The following is a 23,998-nucleotide window of genomic DNA, read 5'->3' as shown; positions in this document are numbered from 1 at the left end:
TCGAGACTCCGCACGATCACTGGCAACGGGAAGAAGACGACTGGCGCACCTCTGCCACCGCCTTCAGGGACTCAATCCCACCACCGAAGCGTACGCCACGCACTGGACAGGCGTCCATATAATCCAGACCCACTGCCAGCTTCAGGTGGTGCCGGGGTAACCGGGTCTGATTGGTCACATCAAAGGTATGCCAGCTACCGTCCTGCCAGACTTCCGCCCAGGCATGACTCGCCACATGTTCTGAATCCTGACTGTAGAGGTAACCACTGACATAGCGGGCCGGCAATCCCAGGGCACGACAGCAGGCCAGGAACACATGGGTATGATCCTGACACACCCCATACCCGCCCAGATACGCCTCCGCCGCGTTGCTGGCCACATCCGTTACTCCGGGGGTAAAGGGCATGGCAGAGAGTATCGTCTCGCTGAGGGCTTCAAGCCGCGCATCCACGGGCAGGCCAGCATGACGATGCGCCAGCTCCAATAACGCTTCATCCGGCTGAGTGAGCTCTGTCATGCGCGTGAAAACCAGGGGTGACAGGCGCTGATCCGCGTCTTCACCATCTTCATCCGTGATCTCCACCAGTCCCCTGACCGACAACCGAATCTCCTGATGCGGTTGATCCAGGGTGAGCACGTGGAGGATGTTGTTGTACCCATCAGACGCCCGTTCCGCCGTCTCCGGCAAATCCATTTCCCAGCTGAGAATTTTTTGCCGGGCGGAGGGCCTGGGGGTCAGTCGCAGATACTGCGTGCTGTGCTTTACTCGCTCAGAATAATGGTATTCCGTACTGTGACGGATCGACAATTTCATACCAGCTCCAGATATTCAGATTGAATGGTATCCGCCAATTCATTAATCCGACGCAGAAAATCCGTCAGGTAGTCATGCAGACCGATGTCGGTAACGTGCTCGATATCACCGTATTGCAGCCGCGCCAACTGCACCGCTGCCAGGCGCTTGGACTGTAATCCGGCGTCCCCTTCGATGCTGGGCAGGAACTGGCAAAGCATCTGCAGGCAGGATAACAACGAGCGTGGAATCTCCGGACGGAGAATCAGCAACTCAGCCACACGCTCCGCGTTAATCGGCTCGCTATACATTTCCCGGTAGGCTTCATAGGCTCCCACAGAGCGCAACAATGCATGCCAGCGGTAGTAATCCACGGTGGTATTGGACTCCACATCCCCGTCCTGATGTTTCACATCAAGAATCCGTGCGGTGTTATCCGCTCGCTCGACGAAGGTGCCCAGACGCAGGAAGTTGAAGGTATCACTGCGCATCAAGGTGCCGTAGGTCGCACCACGAAACAGGTGAGAGCGGTTTTTCACCCACTCGAAAAACGCCGTTTCTCCGTAATCCTGCAAGCCGGTTTGATGGATATCCTTCAGCTCGATCCAGGTACTGTTCACGCTCTCCCACATCTCCGCGGTAATCTTGCCGCGCACCGCATGGGCACAGCTTCTGGCCTGCCGCAGGCACTGGTAGATACTGGAAGGGTTATCCTCGTCCAGGGTAAAGAAATACAGCAGGTTGCCGATGGTCACGTTGCCATAGCGGCTTTTGTAGCGTTCTCCGGACCCGGTAATCGCCAGCGGCGCCATCAACTCTGATTCCAGATCCACCGCAAAGCGGATCAGCGACAGGTTCCAGACCACGTCCAGCATCCGCGCGGTATTTTCCGCCCGCTCGAAATAACGGGACAACCAGTACAGGTCAGAAGCAGTACGACTCAGCATGGCTCTCTCTCCTCCAGCACCCAGGTATCCTTGGTGCCGCCGCCCTGGGAGGAATTCACAACCAGGCATCCCTCTTTCATGGCCACACGGGTCAAGCCACCGGGGACAACCCGGGTTTCGTTCCCGCTGAGAACAAAAGGACGCAAGTCGATATGACGGGGAGCGATGCCTTCACTGACAAAAATCGGGCAGGTCGAGAGTGACAGTGTCGGTTGGGCAATATAGTTATCCGGGTTTGCCAGCAACCGGTCCCGGAAGTGAGAGATTTCTTCCCGGGTGGCCGCCGGCCCTACCAGCATTCCATAGCCACCGGCCCCATGGACCTCCTTGACGACCAGCTCCGGGAGATTGGCGAGAACGTGTTTCAGTTCATCCTTGCGGCGGCACTGCCATGTGGGCACGTTGGCCAGGATCGGTTCTTCATCCAGATAGAAGCGAATCATGGCCGGCACATAGGGATAAATGGACTTGTCATCCCCTACCCCGGTACCCACCGCATTGGCCAGAACCACCCTTCCCTCTCGATACACGGACAGCAAGCCGGGCACCCCGAGCATGGAGTCCTGACGAAATGCCAGAGGGTCCAGGTAGGCATCGTCAACCCGGCGATAAATCACATCCACCCGCTGGGAACCCGCGGTCGTCCGCATGAAGACGCAGCCTTCCTTCACGAACAGGTCGGCTCCCTCAACCAGTTCTATCCCCATTTGCTGCGCCAGAAAGGCATGCTCGAAATAGGCGCTGTTGTAACGCCCCGGGGTCAGCAATACCACCGTGGGGTTACTGTGACGGGCGCTCTGCTGCAAGGTTTCCAGCAGTAACGAGGGGTAATGATCAACCGGTGCCACCATCTGTCTGGCAAACAGTTCCGGGAAAAGCCGCATCATCATGCGACGGTTTTCGATCATGTAACTGACCCCGGAAGGGGTACGGAGGTTATCCTCCAGCACGTACCAGGCACCCTCGCCATCGCGGATCAGATCAACACCGCTGATTTGCGAATAAACCTGATTGGGAAGATCCACATCCTGCATGCAGGGCTGGTATTGGGCATTGCCGAATACCTGCTCAGCCGGCAAGTGGCCTTCCTTGATGATGCGTTGATCGTGGTAAATATCGTGCAGAAACAGATTCAGCGCCTGGACCCGTTGTATCACCCCGCGCTCCAGCTTCTGCCATTCGGAGGCCGGAATGACCCGAGGCAAGGTATCAAAGGGGATCAACCGTTCGGTGCCACTATCCTCACCGTACACATTGAATGTAATGCCCACTCGGTGGAACTGAAGCTCCGCTTCCCTGCGCTTTCTTTCCAGGCTTTGGCCGTCCTGTTGCAACAGCCAGTCGTGGTAGTGCGTATAATGCGTCCGAATACCTCGGCCCGGGGCAATCATCTCATCAAAACCGGCAACGGCCGGCAACGTTAATGACCGCATGGCACTTTCCTTCTCTCAAGAAAGGCTTTGCGCCTTCCATGAAAGTTATTGAGCAAGTCCCATGCCAGAAAATCGCTCAACAGACCGGTCAGCGACCCCACTCCAGAGCCGCCCTGCTTCATAATGAAGCACCGGTTTCGACAAGCACGGATCAGTATGTCCAAAATAGCGCACAGGACGGGAACCGGCAGAGAGAGGCTACATGGAGCAGGTTGATACCGTGATCGTCGGTGCCGGCGTCATCGGCCTGGCGATCGCCCGTGAACTGGCCCCTTCAAGGTCGGTGGTACTGCTTGAGCAGGAAAGCCACTTTGGCGAACACCTCTCTTCCCGCAATAGCGAAGTCATCCACGCCGGTCTCTACTACCCGCCGGACTCTCTGAAAGCCCGCCTGTGCCTGCGCGGCAATGCCCTGCTATATCGTTACTGCCAGGAAAAAAACATTCCCTACCGGCAGTGCGGCAAGCTGGTCGTCGCCAATGAAGGGCAACAGGACACACTGGAGCAACTGCACCAGAACGCTCTGAACAGCGGCGCCACCGGCCTGCATCCATGTAGCCAGCAGTGGTTGGGTCGCCAGGAACCCTGGCTCCATGCCAGCGAGGCGCTGCTCAGTGAACATAGCGGGATTGTCGACAGTCACGCCCTGATGCAGTGTCTCGCCGCGCAGGCGCAGGCAAATCATGCCCTGCTCTGCTATCGCCACCGGGTGCGCCGGATTGATTGCCATCAGGCGCATTTCCTGCTGCTGGTAGACAGTGACGAGGGGCCCTTCGAGTTACAGTGCCGGCATCTCATCAATGCCGCCGGCCTGGGTGCCGCACCACTGCTGCAGCACTGCCATGGATTTCCCGCAGACGGCATTCCCGAGCAACGGCTGGCCCGGGGGAACTACTTTTCACTGGCGGGCCGCAGCCCGACACAACGGCTGGTTTATCCTTTGCCGGAAAGCGATGGACTGGGCATTCACCTTACCGTGGACCTGGCAGGCAACGCCCGCTTCGGCCCGGATGTGGAATGGATTGCGCAGCGGGATTATCAAGTCAACGCGTCACGGCAACCGCAGTTCGAAAACGCCATACGTCGTTACTGGCCGTCCTTTGCCCCCCAGAGACTTTCCCCCGCCTATGCCGGTATCCGCCCCAAGTTATTCGTCAACGGAGCGCCCTGGCGGGATTTCCTGATACAGGATGAGAAGGAACACGGCATCAAAGGCATGATCAATCTGCTGGGAATAGAGTCCCCCGGCCTGACAGCAGCGCTGGCCATTGCGGAAGACATCGCCAGTCGGGGTTAAATATAGGCAGGGTGCCACTGAGCCTAGGGAGGACTGCATCATCTGGCGTTTTAGTGGTGCAGTTCGCCTTGGGCTCAGTGCACCCTACGCTCAGCGGAAATTGAGAGCGATATCAGTGATGACGTCCCATTACCCTTCCCGCCAAACGCGTCACCCAGCTAGCAGGTAATACCCGCACCAAAGAGACCATGACTCGATACAAGGCCCCGGGAACCACCACCGCTTTTCCACTGGCCAGCGCCTTCAGTCCGGCCCCTGCCACTACGTCCGCAGGCATCATGGCTTTTTCCAGATCCGGGTCCATCCGCTCACGGGCGATGGACGAAAACTCGGTGCGGGTGCCGCCGGGGCACAGTGCCGTCACCACAATGCCCGCTGACTTGAGCTCTTCGTGGAGAGCACGACTCAGATGCAGCACACAGGCCTTGCTGGCTGCATAGGTGGCCATGCCCGGGATCGGAAACCAGGCAGACACCGAGCTCACATTGAGCACCCAGCCCTGGCCCCGTTGCGCCATGGGCGCGGCAAACCGCTGAGTCAGCACCAGCAGGCTCCGTACATTGACATCGACCATGCCCAGCTGATCCGCCACCGGCAGCGACAACAGCGGTTTCTGGAAACCAAAGCCGGCATTGTTGATGAGAATATCCACCTGCCGCCCGGCGGCCTGCGTCTGTGCAAACACCGCTTCGGCCGCTTGCGGATCAGACAGATCGGCGGTAATGACATCAACGGTGAACGATGCCAGCTCCGCGGCAAGGGAACCGAGTCGCTCAGTGCGCCGCGCTACCAGAATCAGATTGCAGCCCACCGAAGCCAGCTGCCTAGCCATTTCCTCACCAATGCCGCTGGATGCACCGGTAATCAGCGCCGTTTTACCCTTGAAGATCTGCATGGAGTGCCCCCGATATGCCAAATAGGGTCCGTCATGATGGAAACGCATTATCCGTGCTAATAGTGAGACAGTTCACCCCTTTCCTGTTTGCCGGACCCTACACTTAACTGACTCGCCCTGCGCCAATCCCGGCGGCAGGAATAGCACCAACCGAGAGAGGCATTATCACCAACACAAGGGAGTAACAACGATGCGCAATGGACTGCTTGCCGCTTTTCTATTTTCTCTTTTACTGATCTCTGCCTGCGCCGTAAAACTGGATGGACTACCCGGTGACCCGGCGCAACTGAAAGCGGAACCCCATTTATTCTGTCCCGGCGACCCGATCACCGTCAGCTGGGATGCCCGCAATATGCCCCGTGACGAATCGCACTGCAGCGTTTTCGGTGACGCATACAGCACGGCACCAAGCTGTGCCACGGCATCAGAATGCCCCAGTGATGGACGGTGTGTGGACGGCTACTGCTGCCCCTCGGATTTTCCTCCCGGCGTTGCCCAGGTTTGCCCGAATCATGATGGCTGCTATCCCCCCTTTGCGATCACGGTCACCGCTGACACGCTCACCCTGAGCCCACCGGTAAATGGCGAAAACGAGGCCCTGGCGGATTCCCGCACAGTCACTCCCGAAGCCAGTACCCGGTTTACCGCCACGCTGATCACGGATGGCGAGACCTATGACATGTCCGTCGCCACCGAAATGCTGCAACTCTCGCCTCCCAGTACCCGGGATTTCGACTTTCCCTTTGTGTGCAACGGCGCCACACCCGGATGGCAATCCATCGATCTGGATCGGGAGTACGGATGGCGTGAGCGACGCTATGCCAGTGACAGCGTGCAGGTGATAACGGTGACAAATACCTCGGGACATGCGATTCAGCTTCGCACAAGCGATCCTGCCGTCGGGCCGATCACTCTGGGGGCCGGTGAGTCAACCGACGCCTTTAATGGCCGGCCTCGCGGCGAATGGTTCGCCACCCTCTCCCCCACTGATCCCGCCTTTGGGTTGACGCCTCGCTGCGACGCCACCCACATCAGTGACCCCTGGCCGGATCTTCAGGTTAGTGTAAGGCTGGAGTGTACAGAGCCGGAGTCAGACTGATTGAGCGCCATCCCATAACAAAAAACCCGGCACAAGGCCGGGTTTTTGTTGGTGCTGACTGCAGGCTTTTTACAGCTTGCTGTCCAGCTCCGGTACCGCTTCGAACAGGTCAGCGACCAGGCCGTAGTCCGCCACCTGGAAGATGGGGGCTTCTTCGTCCTTGTTGATCGCAACGATGACCTTGGAGTCTTTCATGCCGGCCAGATGCTGGATGGCACCGGAGATGCCCACAGCAACGTACAGGTTCGGCGCAACGATTTTACCGGTCTGACCGACCTGCATGTCGTTGGGTACGAAGCCTGCGTCAACGGCAGCACGGGATGCACCCACGCCAGCGCCCAGCTTGTCAGCCAGCTTGTACAGGATTTCGAAGTTGTCGCCGTTGCCCATGCCACGACCACCGGAGATCACGATCTCGGCAGAGGTCAGCTCGGGACGGTCGGACTTGGCCAGCTCTTCACCCACAAAGGAGGAGATACCGGCGTCCTTGGCAACGTCGATGTTCTCAACGGCAGCAGAACCACCTTCAGCGGCAACGCCGTCGAAAGAGGTACCACGCACGGTGATCACTTTCTTGGCATCGCTGCTTTTCACGGTAGCAATGGCGTTACCGGCGTAGATCGGACGCTTGAAGGTATCCGCATCAATCACGTCGGAGATCTCGGAGATCTGGGCCACGTCCAGCAGCGCTGCAGCGCGCGGCGCGAAGTTTTTGCCGGTGGTGGTAGCGGCAGCCAGGATGTGGCTGTAATCCGCGCCAACTTCAGCAACCAGGTCGCCAACGTTCTCGGCCAGCTGGTGCTCGTAGGCGTCATTGTCAGCGCACAGTACCTTGGAAACGCCATCGATCTTGGCCGCTTCTTCAGCAACAGCGCCACAGCCTTTACCGGCTACCAGCACAGTGATGTCGCCGCCGATTTCTTTGGCAGCAGCAACCACACTCAGGGTGACCTTGTTGAGCGCGGCGTTATCGTGTTCGGCGTAAACTAATACACTCATCAGATCACCTTCGCTTCGTTCTTCAGTTTCTCAACCAGCTCGTCAACGGAGCCAACGATGATGCCAGCCTGACGCTCGGCCGGGGCTTCCACACTGACAGTGGTCACACGGGGAGTCAGGTCAACGCCCAGATCAGCAGCGGTCTTGGTGTCCAGCGGCTTCTTCTTGGCTTTCATGATGTTCGGCAGAGACGCATAACGCGGCTCGTTCAGACGCAGGTCGGTGGTAACCACCGCCGGCAGGTTCAGCTCAACGGTCTGCAGGCCACCGTCGATTTCACGGGTCACCTTCACTTTACCGTCAGCCACGTCCACTTCAGACGCGAACGTGCCCTGCGGCATGCCGGTCAGAGCAGCCAGCATCTGGCCGGTCTGGTTGTTGTCGCCGTCGATCGCCTGTTTGCCGAGAATCACCAGGTCCGGCTTTTCTTCGTCAACGATGGCTTTCAGTGCCTTGGCGATGCCCAGCGGCTGAACGTCTTCATCGGTTTCTACCAGGATGGAGCGATCAGCGCCCAGTGCCATGGCAGTACGCAGCTGCTCCTGAGCGGTCTTGGGACCGATGGAAACGGCAACGATTTCGGTAACCACACCCTTCTCTTTCAGGCGCACCGCTTCTTCTACAGCGATTTCACAGAAGGGGTTCATGGCCATTTTGACATTAGCGAGATCAACACCAGAGTTGTCCGCCTTCACGCGAACCTTGACGTTGTAGTCAATGACTCGCTTGATGGGTACAAGAACCTTCATAGGATCCTCGGAATGTTCCATTGGGTGACATGTAGAAGGAGGCGAATTGACGCCGTTGCCGGGTCCACCCCCGCGAAAGAGCCGCTATCTTGAACGCTCGGCCAAAGCAGGTCAATAGGCCGAAAATCTGTAAGCGAATGATTTTGCTGCAAATAGACTCTGCAAGGTGTCCACTTTTCGTGACTTTACGGTCGGCCATTTCCTTGTAAATCAACCAGCTAGCAAGGGATAATCCGAACACCTGTTTGAAATGGTTGCAGTGGCCGCCCCACCGGATCAACACCCGGTAACAATGCAGCGGGCGTTGCGGCCAACCCAGGCAGTGGTGCGGTTTGGCCTATCTCTATATACTCCGCGCCACCCCAAGGCTGGCCCCAGGTGGCTGCTGAGAAAGGTTTTTCTGTGGCAGAGTGTTTCAGAACCCCTTTCTCAGTGGCTTCAGGGCCGAACACGCAATCGATAGCGAGGAGACAGGCTGTGGAACGCGAATCTATGGAAGTCGATGTAGTCATCGTCGGCGCCGGTCCTTCCGGTCTGGCAACCGCCTGCCGTCTGGGCCAGATCGCCCAGGAAACCGGTCAGGAAATCAGTGTGGTCGTGGTAGAGAAAGGCTCCGAAGTCGGCGCCCATATTCTCTCCGGTGCGGTGCTTGAGCCCCGTGCACTGAACGAGCTGTTCCCCAACTGGCAGGAAATGGGCGCTCCGGTGAACACCAAGGTCACCGGCGACGAGATCTACTACCTCACCGGCCCGGAAAAGGCACAGAAAGTGCCGAACCTGTTCGTACCCAAGACCATGCACAACGAAGGGAACTACATTATTTCCCTGGGTAACCTGTGTCGCTGGCTGGCAGAACAGGCGGAAGGTCTGGGCATCGAGATCTTCCCCGGCTTTGCTGCCAGCGAAGTACTCTATAACGACGATGGTTCCGTAAAAGGTATCGCCACCGGCGATTCCGGCATCGGCCATGACGGCGAGAAGAAGCCCAGCTATACCCCCGGCATGGAACTGCACGCCAAGTACACCATCTTCTCCGAAGGTTGCCGTGGTCACCTGGGCAAACAGCTGCAGGAAAAATTCAACCTGCGCGAAGGCACCGACCCGCAGCACTACGGTATCGGCATCAAGGAACTGTGGGACATCGACCCGGCCAAACACCAGGAAGGCCTGGTGGTGCACACCGCCGGCTGGCCGCTCACCGAGTCCGGCTCCCCGGGTGGTGCCTTCCTGTACCACATCGAGAACAACCAGGTTGCCCTGGGTCTGATCACCGATCTGGCCTACTCCAACCCGCACGTGTCTCCGTTCGACGAGATGCAGCGCTGGAAAACCAACCCGGAAATCAAGAAGCACCTGGAAGGCGGCAAGCGTGTCTCCTACGGCGCCCGTGCCATCTCCAAGGGTGGCCTGCAGTCCCTGCCGAAGATGACCTTCCCCGGTGGTCTGCTGGTGGGCTGTAACGCCGGCACCCTGAACTTCGCCAAGATCAAGGGCACCCACACCGCCATGAAGTCCGGCATGATTGCCGCGGAAATCCTGGCAGAAGCCCTGAAAGGCGGCCGCGGTGGCGACGAGCTGACCGAATACAAGGATGCCTTCGACAAGAGCTGGATCCACGAAGAGCTGCACGCCCAGCGCAACTTCGGCCCGGCCCAGCACAAGTTCGGCAACTTCATCGGTTCTGCCTTTGCCTTCGTGGACATCAACCTGTTCAACGGCAAACTGCCGATCACCATGCGTGACACCACCCCGGATCACGCCACGCTGAAGCCTGCAGACCAGAGCAAGAAGATCGACTACCCGAAACCGGACGGCAAGATCACCTTCGCCAAGCTGGACAGCGTTTTCCTGTCCAACACCAACCACGAAGAAGATCAGCCCTGTCACCTGACGCTGAAAGACCCGAACGTACCGCTTGAGGTGAACCTGCCCAAGTGGAACGAGCCGGCCCAGCGTTACTGCCCGGCGGGTGTGTACGAAGTGGTCGAGGACGAGAACACTGGCGACAAGCGTTTCCAGATCAACGCCCAGAACTGCGTGCACTGCAAGACCTGCGACATCAAGGACCCCACCCAGAACATCAACTGGGTGGCTCCGGAAGGTACCGGCGGCCCCAATTACCCGAACATGTAATTGGCCGCACGGCTTCCGTGTCGCACACAAAAAAGGCGCCTGAAAAGGCGCCTTTTTTGTGTCTGGTCACTCGCCGGAATTCTGAAGCATTCGCTTTGCAAGCAACGCTCCAACGGTGAATTCCGGAAGGGAATCAGTCATTACCCCGTTGGAGCCTTGTTCACAAGGCGAATCAGCCGCCTTGCTATGCTTTCACATCCGTCGCAGACACCATACTCAGACCGGCTTTCTTTGCAGCCGTTGGGCCACCCGGGACCGCTGCTGCGCACGGCTCTTGCGCAGACGATACCAGGCCAGACGGATGCGATAATCCAGGGCATCCATCAGCTCCAGGGGAGGCATGGCCGGCATGTGCAGATCCGGCTTGCGGGAGTGAATCCGCTTGGGGGCTTCCAGTGTTTGAGGGTCGTTGCGCTTCATGGTCTCCTCCCTGTTTGGGAACGTTGTGGAGTGGCTGGGCTGTGATTGGCGTCCATGATGCAATCGGGTTTACTATCAGTAAATCGAAAAGATCTTTACTCATCGTTCAATTTTTCTGAAAGGTGAAACATGCCCCCGGACAGCCCGCTTCAACCCCTCCTGGACACGGAAATCCTGCGCAGCTTCGTGGCTATCGCGGAGACGGAAAGCTTTACCCAGGCCGCCGCCGAAGTGTTCCGCACCCCCTCTGCCCTGAGCATGCAAATCAAGCGGCTGGAGGAACAGGTGGGGCAACGGCTGTTCCTCCGCGAAGCGCGTCGGGTCAGCCTCACCGCCGAGGGCGAGGCCATGCTCGGCTACGCCCGGCGCCTGCTGAAACTTAACCAGGAGGCCATCAGTCACTTCACCGCCCCGGAGCTGGAAGGCACCGTGCGGCTGGGCACCCCGGATGACATCGGCACCCGTATCCTGCCCCAGGTGCTGACCCAGTTTTCCCGCTCTCACCCCGCCGTGCAGGTGAACGTGATCGTCGGGCGCAGCGCCGACATGCTCAAGCAGCTGGATGCGGGCAAGCTGGACCTGATTATGGTCACCACCGGTAAACAGGGTCGCCCGGCACGGGGGGAAGTGGTGCACAGCGAACCGCTGGTGTGGGCCGGCGCCCAGGGGGGGATCGCAGTGAGCCAGACGCCCCTGCCCCTGGCTCTGGCCAGCCAGGGCTGTCCCTGGCGCAAGATGGCCCTGGAGGCCCTGGACCGCAGCGATCACCGCTACCGGGTGGCTTACACCAGCGAACATTGCGCCGGCCAGGAGGCGGCCATGCAGGCGGATCTGGCCATTGGCCCCTTCCCGCTCAGCCTAATCCAGCCTCCCCTGCAGCAACTGGGCGAGGAATATCAGCTGCCTGAACTGGGCGACTATCAGATCGCCATGCTTTACCGGGGCGAAGAAGGCTCGGCCACCCATGTGCTGGCCGGCCATGTGCGGGCGGTGTTCCGGGCATTGCGGCTTTAAGGGCAGAAAACTCCACGATGATACAAATAATTAATTTTGTCTCATTGTTTGATGACGCACTCCTCGTTAGCATGAAAAAAAACGGCGTATGAACCACCGCGCTGACAGCGAGGACAGAAAAACAATGACAGCCCAAGCCAACCTGGAAAGTCGCCAGGCCCGACTGGAACACCAATGGCCCACTCCCCCCACCGCCCGGGAACTGGACGCGCAATTTCCCGGCATCTTCGATGGCGCCATGCTGCTGGCCGGTGGTGCCAACATTATCCTGCAACTGGCCCTGCCAGGGGTCGGCTATGGCGTCGCGGAAAGCCGGGTGGAAAGTGGCTCGATCCTGCATCACCCGATCAAACGCTCGCGCACCACCTTCACCTACCTGGCCGTTGCCATGATGGGCACCAGTGAAGAGAAGCTGGCCTACCGCAGGGCAGTCAATCGTTCCCATGCCCAGGTCCACTCCACCGAACACTCACCGGTGAAGTACAACGCGTTCGATGAGAACCTGCAGATGTGGGTGGCCGCCTGTCTCTACTGGGGCTTTGTGGATACCCATCAGAAACTCCATGGCCCCATGAGCCAGCAGGAAAAGGAAACCTTTTACCAGCTGGCCCACCCGCTGGGCACCACCCTGCAGGTTCGTCAGGACACCTGGCCGAAAGATCTGCAAGCCTTTGACGCCTATTGGCAGGAAGGCCTGCAGCAATTGCACATCGACGACCGTATTCGCCGGTACCTGATGATGATCGCCGACCTGGAATTCCTCAGCCGGCCAACCCGCTTTCTGCTGGGGCGCTTCAACCGGTTTGTGACCACGGGTTTTCTGCCGCCGGAAATCCGTGCGCAAATGCAGCTGGAATGGAATGACAAAAAGCAGCGGCGTTTCGAGCGTACCGTGCGCACGATTGGCCGCATCAGCCTGCTGCTGCCGCGTGTGATCCGGCAGGCCCCTTACAATCTGGTGCTGTGGGATTTCCGCCGGCGCCTGAAGAAAGGCAAGCCACTGGTTTAAGTGCTTCGAGGATCAGAGAGGGAAAGGTCACAAACACCCGCGCCTTCAAGACGTAGGGTGCACTGAGCCTAAGGCGAACTGCACCGATGCCGCGTTTGATGGTGCAGTTCGCCTTAGGCTCAGTGCACCCTACGCAATCTGTGACGGTGTCCTCTCATGAAAAAATGGAGGACACCTCCAACGCCGAAAGCGCCCGCCATTCGCCCGGCTTCAACGTTTCATCCAGCACCAAATTACCAATCGCCAGCCGATGCAGCGTCAGCACCTTGTTATCAAAACGCCCGAACATGCGTTTGATCTGGTGATAGCGGCCCTCGCAAAGCCACACGTCTGCCTCAAACGGGGTACGAATTTTCAGCGCCGCAGGGCGCGTCGTAATGCCTTCGTACTCAAACCACATCCCCTCGGCAAACGCCGTCACATAGTCGTCGGTTAACGGCTTTTCCAGTGTCACCCGATAATGCTTGCGCACCTGATTCTCCGGCTGACTCAACTGCCGGGACCAGTCGCCATCGTTGGTCAGCAACACCAGGCCGGTGGTATTGAAGTCCAGCCGCCCGGCCAGGTGCAGCCCATCACGCTGATCCTCCGGTAGCAGATCCAGCACCGTGGGGTGATGATCATCACGGGTGGCACTGACCACTGCGGCAGGCTTGTTGAGCATCAGATAACGGGGCCGGTTTGCCTGCAGAATCTCGCCGTCGCAAACCACCCTGTCGAACGGACCAATCCGTCGTTGCCGATCCCCTTCAACCTGACCGTTAACCTGGACACGGCCGCCAGCCAGCAATAACCGCAGATTGCTTCGGCTGATCTGCAGGCGAGCGCTGAGGAAACGGTCAAGACGATGGTATCGGGAGGTCATGGAGACATGATAACGGAGCCGGCGGTCTCCGTAATGGGGTCTGACAGAGTGCCAGACCGGGCTCGCGAAATTTGCGGGACGGTGGCAGGTACCACCGGATTGCCCTGACGACCCATAGATGGGGACGCCAGGGCTTTCTCGGGTTCGAGGACTAGATTGAGACCGGGAAATGCTGGTCGATCAGATCCTGCGTCACCGCCGTGGGTATATTGATCAAGCCAATCCCCGTATCGGAATAACTGCCCTCATCCGGGAAGTTGGCCAGGTCGATGACCTCAAAACCGGTCCGGTTCTGGAAGCTGCGATCCAGGCCCCGATTCATGATGTCACTGGCCACCGCCGGGTTGTGGTGTCCGGTGGGAATCAGGAACCCGAGAAGACTGTGCAGCACCTCATGGGCCAGGGTTTCACCGATGAGTCGACCGACAATATCAATTGCCAGTTGCTTGAGGCGAAGATCGGTAAAATCCAGCCCCTGCATCTGCTGCACCACTTGGCGGGTAGCATCATCCACATCCCCGGCCGCGCCGCTGGCGGCCGCATCATCGAACGCCCCCGGCCAGACGGAGATCGTCTCGTCATACACCGTCGCGCCGATGCCACCGGTCCCCGCCTGCGTACGACCAGCAAGACCCGCCGAAGGCGGATTGCCCCGCAATGTGGCGACAGTCAACCGGTTTGCGGCAGCCCCGCCCGCTGCAAACTGGGCCGGCAATGCCTCATTGAATGGCGCCATTTCCCAAACAGTGCGGACATTCGCCGTCATCAACAACAGGTCACAGGTTTCCTTGGCCGCCCGCAGCACCGAGGGTTTCACGTCATCCAGGCTATAACTGGCCAGTACCGCATCAAACGCCGCCGCATCCTCGCGCACGGCGATAAACTGCGGCACGGACAAGGGCACCTTGATGCTCGCCAGTGCGGTGCCGGCCGTGTCTCTCAGGGTGTAGTCCAGCTCCTGCAATCCAGGAATCAGCGGCGTGACGGTGATGTTGTCATCCTCTTGTGATGACAGTGCCATGGCGGCGGGATTGGGTCGGGTCCAGCGACCGGTTGCCCCTTCCGGCTCGCCTTCCACATTCACCGAAAGGCCCAGGGCGCCACTTTTATCCCCCGTGGCCGGACCAAACGCCAGACCATCTCGGGAGGTGGGTGCCGTGAGGATGATCACCGGCGCCGTGCTGTCCGGGATCCCGGCAGCCGTTCCCCCCAACAGGGAGTTGGTGATGGCATTGCCCTGCCCTTCACTGAGCAGGCCACTTTCCACCGCCCGTCTAACGGTTTGCACATGATCGCTGACCTGTGACGGAGAGCTCTGGCGCACCATCTCGCCGGTGAGTGCCTGCAAGGCCCCATTGTCACCCGCACTGCCCGTTGCCGCCCCGCCACTGCCACCGGAGCCTGACGGCGCGGATTGAATTCCGCTGGTGCCGGAACTGGCCGTGGCCGGCTTGCCGCTGGAGCCGATGGGAACACCGGTATAGGCCGACACCAGCCCGCGAACCACATCGCCGGCGATGGCATCCATGGCCGCGCGGTGTTGACGGGTGCTGGTGAACGCTTCTTTCGTGGCGTTATTGATAAACTGAAGCAGTTCCGCTCCCCGGGAAAGGTCACGGAAAATATCCGGCGTGCCCATCACATTCAGGCCTGCCGTCATACCATTCGGGTTGGGTACCGCCGGCGCGTTCTGCAAATTGATCATCGGTGTGGCGAAATCCGAAGGCCGGGTGTCGCTGCCCTGCGCCCGTGAGCCCGGGGAAATACCGGTAATCTCCGGTGCCGACTTCTGGCAGGATTGGTCTGGATCAATAAAGCGCTCCACATCCCGTTTCTCTGTGGCGTTGCAACAGGACAGGAACACTTCCGCAAAGACGCCCCGGGTAGGCAGGCTGACCATACGACTGGAAACCACGTAGTTGGGCGCATCAATCTGAACCAGTTTGTGGCCCTCGAGTAATTCGAATGCCACATAATTGCCGAGCACTCCCACCGGCTTGTTGACGATACTATCCAGCAAGGAATTTCCCTGGAACTGGAAGCGGTCAAACCGCATGGCACGACGATCCGGGTCCTCCATATACCAGATGGCCCGCAGGAAACGCATGGGGCGGGACTGGATATAGGCAATCAGGGACTTGAGCTTGCAGTAGTCTTGATGCTCACGGCCACGATAACCATCAAAGTTGATGGTCGGCGGTGTGATGTCCAGAGAGACATGAGGATTGTCATTACTCAGCGTCACATTCGGCTGCACGACCGTCAGGCGGAAACTCTGCCGCTCCGGCACAAACCGGGAACGGTCCGTCCGTGCCGTGATCTCGATGCGGGTCAGTTTGTGATTGAGGGTCTGCTCGAGCAAATCATTGAGACTCTCTCCCAGCAAACCGAATATGCCGGTGTTGCCGGTAACCCGTGCTGATTCAACCGGATCAAAGCCGATGCGGACGGCCTCGATATCTTCGGCTCTGACAGGATCAGAAATAAACTCCACGGGGGCCTGGTCCGCACTGCCACCCCGGGGTGTCAGCGGAAAGCTCTGCCCGTCATTGGTTTCGATACTGATCGTCAGGCCGGGGCGCCAGGCCTTGTCCAGGCGGATATTCCACCGGGAAAAGGTGGCATAGGGGGTCTCGATATCGTACACATCACGGCAATGCAGCAGTCGTGACAACGATTCAAACGCCCGGCTATAGCTGCGCGGAACCATGCGACGAAGCAGGCGGGAGTGGCGATCAAGAAACCGGGTGATGGGTCGGCTCGGTGCCAGTCTGAATTTATTGAAGCTGGGAATATCATCGAAAATGGCGTCGTCGATATCATACGGCACCAACACCACCGGCTTCTCTTCCACCAGTTCGGTTTTCACCGAATAGTGGGACAGTACCTGAAAGTACTGCACCGTCATGGCGTGATTGCGATTATGGTTGTGCACCGTGCGCGTCTGAATACGCTCGGATTCCCGCTGCGAGGACGTTGTCACCACCGTTGAACGTTGCGAGCGAATGGACGACGCCCGCTGGGTGACTTCATCGGAGATATCCTGGACCGTGGACGCCTGCAGGCTCCGTCGCCCGGTGGTGGTACTGGAGGTCTTACCGCCGCCCCCACCAATGCTGAAAAAGCCCAGATCCAGGCTGGCACCACCACCGCCACTGCCGGATTCACCGGTCTGACGTTCGGTGAGCACCGAATCAACCACCTCTTCAATGGCACGGTCATGGTTCAGTTCATGTTCCATCTGCTCGCGCTGGACCCGTGACTCGACCCGCGTGTCACGCTGTGTTCTGGACCAATCCACAAATGCCAGATTCACATGCTCACAGGGTGCCAATGCCAGGGAATACAGCAATTCGCCCAGCCCTCTGCCCACGGGATACCAGCCCTGACGATACATATTGACCGTACCCAGAAGCAGGTTTCCCCCGGTCAGGCCATAAACCGACGGGGACTCATCGCCAAAGGGAATCGGCGACTGCACATCCTGGCGAGAGATGCCTTTCTCACGGAAGTTCAGCAGCGGTTCATTCAACCGCACAATCTGCCGGAAATGATATTCCCGCGCCGGGAACTCCGTGCGAGGTCGCAGGCAGCAGTTGCCGTCCACGTGCTCTTCATTCAAACCAAAAGAGCGAGGAGAATTCTTGATATCAATGTCATCCGGATCTTCGATGGTCCCGGGGATTTCCGGCCCATCCCGACCCGGGAAGCGCGGCTTCAGTTTGTCCAGCAGCTCCGGACGAATCACCACCTGGTGGGGAACCCCCAGATCACGGTGGGTGGCAATGGACGCATTCAGCACCGGGGTGCGCTGAATATCACCGCCCTCTTCATTGCTGCCGCCTTTGCCAACGACAATGTGCATATCGCTGATACGACTGAGCGGAAAATTGCCCAGATTCACCGAGGCATAGCCGAATTTGTTGGTATGGCCGTTACGCAGAACCAATACCTCGCCGCTGTCGGCATCCTTCGCTTCCAGGCGAAACGGCAGATTCTCCGCAGCCTGGCCCTCTTCGCTGTTCACCAGCATGCGCACCTTGCCAAGGGTCTGGACGGGCTCGGCTACACCATCCTTCACCACCCGCCCCTGGCGTGGCCACTCGCTACTGATGGGAGTGAGGCTCTGGTATTTTGCTTCACTCAGTTCGATGTTCATGGTTTCAAACTTGGCCGCTTTGACCACGGCAGGAATCTCGGCCAGTTCCGCCTGTGGGCGACTTTCCAGGCCTAGCGCGCTGGCGATTTCCGGGGCGCTGGCAGCTTCATTCTGCAGCTCGATCAATTCGTCGCGAAGCACTTTGATTTTGCGATCAAGGCTGGCGGCACCAGCCTCGTCACCGCGTTTTTTCATCGCTTTCGATTCGGCCTCAAGCTTGCTGATACCGGCATCAAAGCGATGAACACGATGGGTCAGTGCATCAATATGTTTTTTGGTGAGAGAAAGAGACGGGGAAGCGTCGTCGCTTCCAGAGCGATCGTCCGTTGCCATTTTGACCTCCGTGTCATGGCTGATATGTGCAGTGCGGCGAGTCTGCCGGCACCGTTGCAGAACAACGAAGCGGTTGCTTCGTCATTTCTGCCCTCGCATTGTGAACCTAACCCGGCCCTAATCTGCTACGTCCATCACGAATCCGGAACAAAATTTGGAGCACTTTCGTTCCAGATAACAGCCCCGCATGGGCCGGCGCATTTCGCCCCTGACACAAAAGTGTTCTCTTTCTGATTAGGTCGCAGGAATGCAGGACGCCGTCTGCGGCAAGCAGCCGCGATCTGGCAAGGGGAGATAAAGCAGTATCAGTCGTGGCGCGGGCCGGATGGATCCGGCTCACTTACTGGTAACGTTTGCCCTGGTGTTTCAACCAGCCACCCACATGGCGGCCTTGTGGATCATGGTGGGTCCAGTGGACCACCCCTCCCCGCTCATTCCACTCGTACTCACCGTAGAAGCTGACGCGGTCGCCCTCACGCAAGTCTGGAATGCGGGGCGCCAGATCAATGTTGTGCGCGACCAGAAAGGTCTGGCCGGAGGCCAGCTCCAGAATGAATTTCTGGTGGCGGCTACCCTTGTTGTCGTCCGGCAGCACCTTGACCACCCGACCGGCCCCTTCTACCTGAACATCGCTTTGCCGGTTTTCATAGGCCGCCTGAATCAGGCTATCACCGGCAGCGGCGGGCAATTCCGTCCGGGGGGCCTGAGCCGGCGCCTGGCTGACGGTGCTGTCCTCTCGCAGGTTATCCAGCCCGTACAGTGCCAGCACTGTCACAGCAGCGATAATCGGGGCTATTTTTCTCATCAACATTCTCTGGCCGGCTTATTTCTCCCCTTTTTTACCACAAGCCATCCGCAATGCCAGAACCACCCGCCACAAAAAAGGGGCAGCCCAGGCTGCCCCTCTCTCTTAACGCAGACTCAAAACCCGTCAGGCTTCCACCGTTGCCTCAGCATTGGCACACACAAACTCATAATCCGTGGAGCGCACGTTGCGGGTTTCCAGCCAGTAGCGCCAGGTGGAACCCGGCCACAGGGCGAAGTTCTTGCCGTCGTCCTGTTGGTACCAGCTGGTGCAACCGGAGGTCCAGGTGGTGCCCTGCAGGCGACGCTGCACGTTGGCGTTAAAGGCTTCCTGGGCTTTCGGTTTCACATCCAGATAATCCGCGCCTTCCTCACGCAGCAGCGCCATGCATTGCAGGATATATTTCACCTGACACTCGATCATGAACACGATGGAGTTATGACCAAGGCCAGTATTAGGCCCCACCAGCATAAACAGGTTCGGGTAGCCGCTGACGGTAACGCCGTAATGCGCTTCCGCAGACTTGGCCCAGTCCTTATGAAGATCATGGCCCGGCAACCCGGTGAGCGGAAAATCTTTCATGTAGATACGCGGATCCACCACAAAGCCGGTGCCAAGAATGATGCAATCCGCTTCATGCTCTACCCCGTCTTCAGTGACCACGCTGTGGGCTTTCACCTCGCGGATACCCGCAGTGACCAGCTCCACATTGTCGCGGTTGAACATGGGATACCACTTGTTGGAAATCAGCACCCGTTTGCAGCCGAAGGTGTAATCCGGGGTCAGCGCCTTCACCAGCGCCTTGTCCTTCACCTGCAAACGAATGAACTGCTTGCACAGGGCACCCAGCAGTTGCGCCGCCTTCGGGCTGGAAGCCGGCGCCACCCGGGATTCATTGCTCCAGTACAGCCGCGCCCGATGCAGTTTACGCAGCGCCGGGAAACGCTTGAACAGCCGCTGTTGAATCCCCCAGTAACCGCGCTCATCCCGGGGAATCACCCAGGCCGCGCTGCGCTGGAACACGGACAGTTTCTTCACCTTGGGGGCGATTTCCGGGCAGTACTGAATGGCGCTGCCACCGGTGCCGATGGACACCACCTTCTTGCCCACCAGATCATAGCCATGATCCCACTCGGCGGAATGCATCACCTTGCCCTTGAAGCGCTTGAGGCCCTTGATGTTGGGCACGTTCGGCACATGCAACGGGCCGGAGGCCAGCACAAAGTGGCGGCAATCAATGGTCATGCCCGCCGCGGTGCGCACGGTCCAGCGGCCGGTGGTTTCATCAAAATGGGCTTCGTTCACTTCCTGGTTGAACTGGATAAAGGGCCGCAGCTGATACTGCTCCACGGTGTCGAGAATGTAGTTCTCGATTTCGTCCCGGGGCGCATAGCGCTTGCTCCAGTCCGCCTTGCCGGCGAACGAGAAGGAATACAGGTGCGACTGCACATCGCAGGCCGCCCCAGGATAGCCATTGAAGTACCAGGCCCCGCCCACTTCTGCCGCCTTTTCCAGGATCACAAAATCCTCGTTGCCCGCCTCACGCAGCTTGATCGCCATGCACAGCCCGCCGAAACCGGCGCCCACGATGGCCACATCCACGGAAATCGTCTTTGCGGAAATCTTCGCTTTACTGGTCATATCCCTGCCCTCCTCAGGCGGCTTGCAGCCGGTTCACATCAAAGGCCGCCACTTCGTCCATCAGTGCCTCGGCCTGGTCCAGGAATTCCCGGTTGTCATGCATCCAGGGATGAAAGCCGGGGCGGAAGAAATCCATCCAGTCCGGCAGCGCCCGGCGCAGTACTCCCGGACGCCCCACCGCCAGGTTGGCCACCTTCCACCACCCCTTCAGGTTCAACAGGCCACCGCCCTTCGCCACCATCAGCGTGTAGAACGGCACGAACAGGCTCCAGAACAACGCATTGGCCAACAGAAAGGCCCCCACACGCAGGCCATAGGCCTGGATGCCCTTGCCCACCACCTGCTCGAACGCATCGAAACACACCGCCTTGTGCTCGGTTTCCTCAATGGCATGCCAGCGCCAGATCGCCGAGTAATGCGGGTCCACCCCTTCCATCAATTCGGTATTGCGCAGCAGCATGTCGCCAAGCACCGCGGTCAGGTGCTCCAGTGCCACCGTGGCCGCCAGCTGAACGGAACGGGGCGCCTTCTTCACCAATTCCAGCAACCGCACCACCACCGCATCCATGGCCTCAATGGGCATACCCGCCGCCACCAGTGCTTCGTTGTATTCCTCGTGCTCACGGGTGTGGAAACCTTCCTGGCCGATAAAGGCGGAAACCTGTTCCTTCAGATGCGCATCGGTGATTTCCTGGCGATAGTTGCGCACGCTCTGGATAAAGAAGCGCTCCCCCGCCGGAAAGAAAATCGACAGGGTGTTATAGAACTGGGAGATATGCAGCCCGCCCGGATTCCAGCTCAATGCCTTGCCGGCGGGCAGCCCGAATTTGAGATTCCGGCGCACCGGATCAACCTGAATTGTCATTGTCATGCCCCTTGAACAGATCGGATTGATCGGATGCTAGGGCCAGCACGATGACAGGCTCAATAGTTACATTGAGCAATGTTATGGTTTGTTGATATGGGTCAAATTGGGCGGGACAGAAGATACAGGGAAGGAATGGATGTTTACTTTTCGCAGACTCTCCTACCGGTCCAATGCCCAGACAGAAACCGCTGTTTGAACGGGTCCCCCCTTCTGACTAGGACTTCTTTTGCACCACCAGATAAGCATGCAACTCCGGAAACTGATCGAACTCCAGATGCCTGATACGACAGCCCAGGCCGGATAGCAGACTCACAAACCCGTTTACCCCCAGCGAGGAGTAATACATTTCCGGCCCCATGAAATCATCCCGGTGATCTCCCGGTTCATCGGTACCGCCAAACGAGAAGATCAACACCCCGCCCTCTTCCAGGCTGTTCACCAGCCGGGTGATAACATTCTCCTGTTCCGAGAGAGGCACATGCCAGATGCTGTCCCACGCCGTGATAAAAGTGTAATCAGCAGGGCTTTCCCACTGGCAAATATCCTGATGATGGAAGGCCACATCCCTGTGGCGATCGCGGGCCAGGCTCAGCATCTTTGCCGAGATATCCACGCCTTCCGGCGTAAACCCTTGCTCCTGTAGCAAATCGATAAACCGACCCGTACACCCACACCCTACATCCAGCGCCCGGCCCTTGCGGCGGACAAACTGCAGCGCCCGCTTGTGGGCCTCAACGCCATTCTGCCGATTGAACTTCTCGCTTTCCCAAAGATGAGTAATGGTGTCGTATTTCTTGCCGGTTTCCGTGGGATTCATAAGCTATCAGCCCTTGGACCGTTGCGACAGAAACACGCAGCCAAAGAACAACATAAAGACCAGATCGTTGAGCCCGTAGATACTGTAGAACACCCCGGCAAACAGATCCTGCTCATACACCGCGCCAAGGCTATGGTTCGACATCCACAGCCCCCACACCAGCACGTACACCAACTTCTCGATGGCAAAGGCTGCCGCAAGCCAGCGGAGATTGCCCTGGATAAACGCCGCCCCCAGATAGGCCAGCCCCCACACCACAATCATCAGCAGCCCGAAGTTGGACATGACCACCGGATCGGCCTGGTTGATGACGTCATTAGTGAAGGCACGGGAGAAAAGGAGGACGCCGCCGATGTTCATCAAGGCGGCGGCGATAAAACCGTTTCTGATTAGGTTGCCGCTCATTGTTTCTCCTAAAGGTTTCAGGAACATTTTGATTACATTCGGCCTACCAGGGAACGACGAGATCACCATTTCTGCGCTGGCCCGGAAGCCTACTGTAGGAACGTAGCGTAGCGCAGTAACGCACGTAGTGCGTGCCCGGAGGGTGAGCCAAGCGAATACGCCGCTTGAGGCGCGAACAGCTTAGCCATCAACGCTCTCCGGGTTCGGTGAAATCCACGGGGGAACACCTGCCTCCAAACAACCGGATAATTAGAGCGAGGAACGAGCGAAATTTGAACCACCCACCGCTGCTTGTTATGAGTTTGCGTCACGCATAGCCGCTTTTTGGTGAATTCTGTCCACTTCAATCCTCACCATTTCTTCAGTAACCCCAAAACGTTTCCAAATTGGAAGGCATATCTCTTCAATCAGATTATCTGCTTCTACAAATTTCGCGATAATCCCTTGCAGCTCCCTTTGCATTTCATTCTTTCCGTAAACTGAAACTAAGTCCTCATATCGCTCGCTGAAGTAGCGATGAATTAGCATATTTCTTAAATCAAGAGCATCGTTGAGAATTATTTCCTGATCAGGAGATAGGGAAATGACATCTTTAGCAGCCTTCAAAAGCTGACCGAAGGTGCGCCGACTTAGAGACTCGAACAACTCGTCAAATAACTCTTCGGAAACCAGGCTGACTTGAGGCAACCTCAAAACAGCCGCAAGATTCAACGCCCCATGCTCCATGACCTGAGCCGAATATACGGCAAGACCAAAAAAAGCAAAGATCTCCTTTTCGCAACAATTGTCTATTTCAGGAATTGGCGCATCCATTAGCGCAACCTCTAAAACACATAACGCCTTGCTTTGCGCGCGAGGGAACCGAATCCGCAAGAGCAATTGGTTATGTGACAGCAGCGACTTCGGCCTGGAACTCTCATGCTGTACGCTTTCTTGATGCGTACTTTGTAAGTATCGATAAACGATCTTTTTTAGGGAACCTCTGTAGTGGTCAACTAATACCGGACAGTGATTTAGGTTTTTCTTCGGCCACCGCAGGGGCGATCCCGCCGTTGTAGCTGTGAGGCCTGTGGTAATTGTAGTAACCCATCAGATAGTCACCGATATCTTTCTTTGCTTCGGGCAAGTTGCGGTAGCCCATCGTAGGCACCCACTCTGATTTGAGGCTGCGGAACAGCCTTTCCATTGGCGCATTGTCCCAACAGTTGCCCCGCCGGCTCATGCTTTGCTGCATTCGATAGCGCCATAACCGCTGCCGGAACACTCGGCTGGCATATTGGCTGCCCTGATCCGAGTGGAACATGAGTTTCTCAGGTT

21 protein-coding genes are annotated in these 23,998 nt (G+C 58.2%); 5 read left to right on the top strand and 16 right to left on the bottom strand.

Annotated elements, in window-relative coordinates; translation table 11 throughout:
* Positions 1-16 precede the first annotated feature (16 nt).
* Genes C4S63_RS03655 through C4S63_RS03645 form a run of 3 tightly spaced genes read right to left on the bottom strand, consistent with a single transcriptional unit; the run spans position 17 to position 3,173 of the window.
* Positions 17-814: a transglutaminase family protein gene (locus C4S63_RS03655; protein WP_103916748.1), complete on the bottom strand. Its 798-nt coding sequence runs from the start codon at positions 812-814 to the stop codon at positions 17-19.
* Positions 811-1,740: an alpha-E domain-containing protein gene (locus C4S63_RS03650; protein WP_063525746.1), complete on the bottom strand. Its 930-nt coding sequence runs from the start codon at positions 1,738-1,740 to the stop codon at positions 811-813. The genes C4S63_RS03655 and C4S63_RS03650 overlap by 4 nt, the downstream gene beginning before the upstream one ends.
* On the bottom strand, positions 1,734-3,173 hold the full coding sequence (locus tag C4S63_RS03645; protein WP_103916747.1) for a circularly permuted type 2 ATP-grasp protein: 1,440 nt from the start codon (positions 3,171-3,173) through the stop codon (positions 1,734-1,736). The genes C4S63_RS03650 and C4S63_RS03645 overlap by 7 nt, the downstream gene beginning before the upstream one ends.
* A 202-nt stretch (positions 3,174-3,375) precedes the next feature.
* On the opposite strand from C4S63_RS03645, the gene C4S63_RS03640 reads away from it, so the two are divergent.
* A complete protein-coding gene (locus C4S63_RS03640) occupies positions 3,376-4,470 on the top strand; it encodes an NAD(P)/FAD-dependent oxidoreductase (RefSeq protein WP_103916746.1) in 1,095 nt (364 codons plus the stop codon).
* 112 nt (positions 4,471-4,582) lie between these two features.
* On the opposite strand, the gene C4S63_RS03635 is transcribed toward C4S63_RS03640, so the two are convergent.
* On the bottom strand, positions 4,583-5,365 hold the full coding sequence (locus C4S63_RS03635; RefSeq protein WP_103917041.1) for an SDR family oxidoreductase: 783 nt from the start codon (positions 5,363-5,365) through the stop codon (positions 4,583-4,585).
* Positions 5,366-5,555: 190 nt separating this feature from the next.
* Between C4S63_RS03635 and C4S63_RS03630 the strand changes: the two genes are divergently transcribed.
* Entirely contained in the window at positions 5,556-6,464 is a 909-nt protein-coding gene (locus C4S63_RS03630; protein ID WP_103916745.1) for a hypothetical protein, read from the top strand.
* A 69-nt stretch (positions 6,465-6,533) separates the two neighbouring features.
* Here C4S63_RS03630 and C4S63_RS03625 read toward each other — a convergent pair whose 3' ends face one another.
* Positions 6,534-7,463: an electron transfer flavoprotein subunit alpha/FixB family protein gene (locus C4S63_RS03625; protein ID WP_062817977.1), complete on the bottom strand. Its 930-nt coding sequence runs from the start codon at positions 7,461-7,463 to the stop codon at positions 6,534-6,536.
* Positions 7,463-8,212, bottom strand: coding sequence for an electron transfer flavoprotein subunit beta/FixA family protein (locus C4S63_RS03620; RefSeq protein WP_062817978.1), 750 nt, complete (start codon positions 8,210-8,212; stop codon positions 7,463-7,465). Before C4S63_RS03620 ends, C4S63_RS03625 begins: the two co-directional genes overlap by 1 nt.
* 477 nt (positions 8,213-8,689) lie before the next feature.
* Here C4S63_RS03620 and C4S63_RS03615 point away from each other — a divergent pair, with 477 nt between their 5' ends.
* Positions 8,690-10,345: an electron transfer flavoprotein-ubiquinone oxidoreductase gene (locus tag C4S63_RS03615; protein WP_062817979.1), complete on the top strand. Its 1,656-nt coding sequence runs from the start codon at positions 8,690-8,692 to the stop codon at positions 10,343-10,345.
* A gap of 216 nt (positions 10,346-10,561) precedes the next feature.
* On the opposite strand, the gene C4S63_RS03610 is transcribed toward C4S63_RS03615, so the two are convergent.
* A complete protein-coding gene (locus C4S63_RS03610) occupies positions 10,562-10,765 on the bottom strand; it encodes a hypothetical protein (RefSeq protein ID WP_103916744.1) in 204 nt (67 codons plus the stop codon).
* A gap of 129 nt (positions 10,766-10,894) precedes the next feature.
* Here C4S63_RS03610 and C4S63_RS03605 point away from each other — a divergent pair, with 129 nt between their 5' ends.
* Entirely contained in the window at positions 10,895-11,779 is an 885-nt protein-coding gene (locus tag C4S63_RS03605; RefSeq protein ID WP_062817981.1) for a LysR substrate-binding domain-containing protein, read from the top strand.
* Positions 11,780-11,903: 124 nt separating this feature from the next.
* A complete protein-coding gene (locus tag C4S63_RS03600) occupies positions 11,904-12,788 on the top strand; it encodes an oxygenase MpaB family protein (protein ID WP_103916743.1) in 885 nt (294 codons plus the stop codon).
* A gap of 154 nt (positions 12,789-12,942) precedes the next feature.
* Here C4S63_RS03600 and C4S63_RS03595 read toward each other — a convergent pair whose 3' ends face one another.
* The 9 genes from C4S63_RS03595 to C4S63_RS03555 all read right to left on the bottom strand — a co-directional run.
* Positions 12,943-13,653, bottom strand: coding sequence for a pseudouridine synthase (locus tag C4S63_RS03595; protein ID WP_103916742.1), 711 nt, complete (start codon positions 13,651-13,653; stop codon positions 12,943-12,945).
* A gap of 151 nt (positions 13,654-13,804) precedes the next feature.
* Entirely contained in the window at positions 13,805-18,145 is a 4,341-nt protein-coding gene (locus C4S63_RS03590) for a hypothetical protein (protein ID WP_103916741.1), read from the bottom strand.
* Between the two features lie 340 nt (positions 18,146-18,485).
* Positions 18,486-18,950 (bottom strand): DUF3465 domain-containing protein, encoded by a 465-nt coding sequence (locus C4S63_RS03585; protein ID WP_103917040.1) that lies wholly within the window; start codon positions 18,948-18,950, stop codon positions 18,486-18,488.
* A 126-nt stretch (positions 18,951-19,076) separates the two neighbouring features.
* Positions 19,077-20,591, bottom strand: coding sequence for an NAD(P)/FAD-dependent oxidoreductase (locus C4S63_RS03580; RefSeq protein ID WP_103916740.1), 1,515 nt, complete (start codon positions 20,589-20,591; stop codon positions 19,077-19,079).
* A gap of 13 nt (positions 20,592-20,604) precedes the next feature.
* Positions 20,605-21,456, bottom strand: coding sequence for a metal-dependent hydrolase (locus C4S63_RS03575; RefSeq protein WP_103916739.1), 852 nt, complete (start codon positions 21,454-21,456; stop codon positions 20,605-20,607).
* Positions 21,457-21,673: 217 nt separating this feature from the next.
* Positions 21,674-22,276: a class I SAM-dependent methyltransferase gene (locus C4S63_RS03570; RefSeq protein WP_103916738.1), complete on the bottom strand. Its 603-nt coding sequence runs from the start codon at positions 22,274-22,276 to the stop codon at positions 21,674-21,676.
* Positions 22,277-22,282: 6 nt separating this feature from the next.
* The gene (locus C4S63_RS03565; protein WP_103916737.1) at positions 22,283-22,681 is read right to left on the bottom strand and encodes a hypothetical protein; all 399 of its coding nucleotides are present in this window, start codon (positions 22,679-22,681) and stop codon (positions 22,283-22,285) included.
* 294 nt (positions 22,682-22,975) lie between these two features.
* Positions 22,976-23,494: a hypothetical protein gene (locus tag C4S63_RS03560; protein WP_103916736.1), complete on the bottom strand. Its 519-nt coding sequence runs from the start codon at positions 23,492-23,494 to the stop codon at positions 22,976-22,978.
* 178 nt (positions 23,495-23,672) lie between these two features.
* On the bottom strand, positions 23,673-23,998 hold a 326-nt coding region (locus C4S63_RS03555; protein ID WP_146063349.1), incomplete at its 5' end, for an integrase core domain-containing protein.

Source organism: Alcanivorax sp. DSM 26293 (genome assembly GCF_900107995.1).
Lineage (GTDB): Bacteria > Pseudomonadota > Gammaproteobacteria > Pseudomonadales > Alcanivoracaceae > Alcanivorax.
Note: the sequence above shows the minus strand (reverse complement) of the source record. Positions and strands in the feature narration are given on the sequence as shown.

Excerpts from the sequence above, each read along its gene's own strand:
- C4S63_RS03655 (WP_103916748.1), bottom strand. The coding sequence starts at position 814 with ATGAAATTGTCGATCCGTCACAGTACGGAATACCATTATTCTGAGCGA.
- C4S63_RS03650 (WP_063525746.1), bottom strand. The coding sequence starts at position 1,740 with ATGCTGAGTCGTACTGCTTCTGACCTGTACTGGTTGTCCCGTTATTTC.
- C4S63_RS03645 (WP_103916747.1), bottom strand. The coding sequence starts at position 3,173 with ATGCGGTCATTAACGTTGCCGGCCGTTGCCGGTTTTGATGAGATGATT.
- C4S63_RS03640 (WP_103916746.1), top strand. The coding sequence starts at position 3,376 with ATGGAGCAGGTTGATACCGTGATCGTCGGTGCCGGCGTCATCGGCCTG.
- C4S63_RS03635 (WP_103917041.1), bottom strand. The coding sequence starts at position 5,365 with ATGCAGATCTTCAAGGGTAAAACGGCGCTGATTACCGGTGCATCCAGC.
- C4S63_RS03630 (WP_103916745.1), top strand. The coding sequence starts at position 5,556 with ATGCGCAATGGACTGCTTGCCGCTTTTCTATTTTCTCTTTTACTGATC.
- C4S63_RS03625 (WP_062817977.1), bottom strand. The coding sequence starts at position 7,463 with ATGAGTGTATTAGTTTACGCCGAACACGATAACGCCGCGCTCAACAAG.
- C4S63_RS03620 (WP_062817978.1), bottom strand. The coding sequence starts at position 8,212 with ATGAAGGTTCTTGTACCCATCAAGCGAGTCATTGACTACAACGTCAAG.
- C4S63_RS03610 (WP_103916744.1), bottom strand. The coding sequence starts at position 10,765 with ATGAAGCGCAACGACCCTCAAACACTGGAAGCCCCCAAGCGGATTCAC.
- C4S63_RS03605 (WP_062817981.1), top strand. The coding sequence starts at position 10,895 with ATGCCCCCGGACAGCCCGCTTCAACCCCTCCTGGACACGGAAATCCTG.
- C4S63_RS03600 (WP_103916743.1), top strand. The coding sequence starts at position 11,904 with ATGACAGCCCAAGCCAACCTGGAAAGTCGCCAGGCCCGACTGGAACAC.
- C4S63_RS03595 (WP_103916742.1), bottom strand. The coding sequence starts at position 13,653 with ATGACCTCCCGATACCATCGTCTTGACCGTTTCCTCAGCGCTCGCCTG.
- C4S63_RS03590 (WP_103916741.1), bottom strand. The coding sequence starts at position 18,145 with ATGGCAACGGACGATCGCTCTGGAAGCGACGACGCTTCCCCGTCTCTT.
- C4S63_RS03585 (WP_103917040.1), bottom strand. The coding sequence starts at position 18,950 with ATGAGAAAAATAGCCCCGATTATCGCTGCTGTGACAGTGCTGGCACTG.
- C4S63_RS03580 (WP_103916740.1), bottom strand. The coding sequence starts at position 20,591 with ATGACCAGTAAAGCGAAGATTTCCGCAAAGACGATTTCCGTGGATGTG.
- C4S63_RS03575 (WP_103916739.1), bottom strand. The coding sequence starts at position 21,456 with ATGACAATTCAGGTTGATCCGGTGCGCCGGAATCTCAAATTCGGGCTG.
- C4S63_RS03570 (WP_103916738.1), bottom strand. The coding sequence starts at position 22,276 with ATGAATCCCACGGAAACCGGCAAGAAATACGACACCATTACTCATCTT.
- C4S63_RS03565 (WP_103916737.1), bottom strand. The coding sequence starts at position 22,681 with ATGAGCGGCAACCTAATCAGAAACGGTTTTATCGCCGCCGCCTTGATG.
- C4S63_RS03560 (WP_103916736.1), bottom strand. The coding sequence starts at position 23,494 with ATGGATGCGCCAATTCCTGAAATAGACAATTGTTGCGAAAAGGAGATC.